This is a genomic window from Streptomyces sp. NPDC057654, assembly GCF_042800135.1.
Lineage (GTDB): Bacteria > Actinomycetota > Actinomycetes > Streptomycetales > Streptomycetaceae > Streptomyces.
In genome coordinates this window covers 1-1,628 of the sequence record NZ_JBHVHQ010001296.1, presented here as the reverse complement: position 1 = coordinate 1,628, position 1,628 = coordinate 1, and the positions used below count along the sequence as shown (strand labels likewise).

Sequence of the window (1,628 nt, the reverse complement as noted above, 5' to 3'; positions counted from 1 at the left end):
CTGTTCGGCGATGGCGATGAACTCCTCGACGGTGAGGGATTCGCCGCGGGCCTGCGGGGAGACGCCCGCGGCGGTCAGCGCGGCCTCGGCCGCGGCGGCGGAGCCGGCCCAGCCGGACAGGGCGGCGCGCAGGGTCTTGCGGCGCTGGGCGAAGGCGGCGTCGACGACGGCGAAGACGTCGCGCTTGGCGGCGGTGGTCTTGATCGGTTCGGCGCGGCGGACCAGGGAGACGAGGCCGGAGTCGACGTTGGGGGCGGGCCAGAAGACGTTGCGGCCGATGGACCCGGCGCGCTTGACGTCGGCGTACCAGGCAGCCTTGACGGACGGCACGCCGTACACCTTGGAGCCGGGCTGCGCGGCGAGCCGGTCGGCGACCTCGGCCTGGACCATGACGAGGGTCCGCTCGATGGTCGGGAACGCCGCGAGCATGTGCAGCAGCACCGGCACGGCGACGTTGTAGGGGAGGTTGGCGACCAGCGCGGTCGGCGCGGGGCCGGGCAGTTCGGTGACGCGCATCGCGTCGGAGTGGACGAGCTCGAAGCGGTCGGCGCGCTCGGGGAGCCTCGCCGCGACCGTCGTGGGCAGCGCCGCGGCCAGCACGTCGTCGATCTCGACGGCGGTGACCCGGTCGGCGGCCTCCAGCAGCGCCAGGGTCAGGGACCCGAGGCCGGGGCCGACCTCGACGACGACGTCGTCGGGCCGGACGTCGGCGGTCCGGACGATCCGGCGGACGGTGTTGGCGTCGATGACGAAGTTCTGGCCGCGCTGCTTGGTCGGGCGCACGCCGAGCGCCGCGGCCAGTTCGCGGATGTCGGCGGGGCCCAGGAGGGGGCCGGGATCGTCTGTGGCGGGGCTGGAACTCACCCCTGGAGTTTACGGCCGCAGACGGGCCACGGACTCGCCCCCCGGCTGACGTACAGCTTCTTGGCCCGGAAGGTCTGCTCTCCGGCCGGTGCGTCCTGCGGGCGTCCGCTGCCGCCGAGGGTGTGCCAGGTGCGGGTGTCGAACTGGTAGAGCCCGCCGTAGGTGCCGGACGGGTCCACGGCGTTCGGCCGTCCGCCCGCCTCGCACCGGGCGAGGCCGTCCCAGTTCAGGCCGTCGGCCCCGGCGACCCCGGTGGGCTGGGGTTTCGTGCCGACCCGCACGATCTGGGCGCGGGGCTCGCGGACGGTCTCCGTCCGGATCTTTCTCGGTTTCTGCTTGACGCCGTTGACGGTCCGCAGCGCGTAGGTGACGCGCCGCACGCCCGGCCGGCCGGCGGCCTCGACGGTCTCGGTGCCCTGGAAGAGCGTCGGGTCGTCGTGGCGCTCGGTGCGAAAGGGGATGGGTTCCTCGTGCGCCTCCTCGCCGCCGGTGATGCGCATGACGGAGATGGTCTGGCCGTCGCGGGGGAAGCTGTCGGGGGCCACGGAGGTGGAGTCCTGGCCGTGCAGGGCGATGCCGGCCGCCGCGACGGCCTCGCGGACGGTCGCGGCGTTGGTGGCGACGGTGTGTTCGCGGCCGTCGGCCATGAAGGTGACGGTGCGTTCGGTGCGTACGGCCAGGTCGAGGCCGCCGCGGGCGATGGAGCGCGAGGCGGCGACGGAGAGGTGGGCGCCCTCGGCGCGCACGCCGAGCTGGCGCAGCGC

2 protein-coding genes are annotated in these 1,628 nt (G+C 74.6%); both read right to left on the bottom strand.

From position 1 onward, the window contains the following. On the bottom strand, positions 1-864 hold an 864-nt coding region (rsmA, locus tag ACFU99_RS42995), incomplete at its 3' end, for a 16S rRNA (adenine(1518)-N(6)/adenine(1519)-N(6))-dimethyltransferase RsmA (protein WP_384404054.1). Then, positions 861-1,628: G5 domain-containing protein (locus tag ACFU99_RS42990; RefSeq protein WP_384404051.1), on the bottom strand; the 768-nt coding region annotated here is incomplete at its 5' end. The genes ACFU99_RS42990 and rsmA, both read right to left, overlap by 4 nt.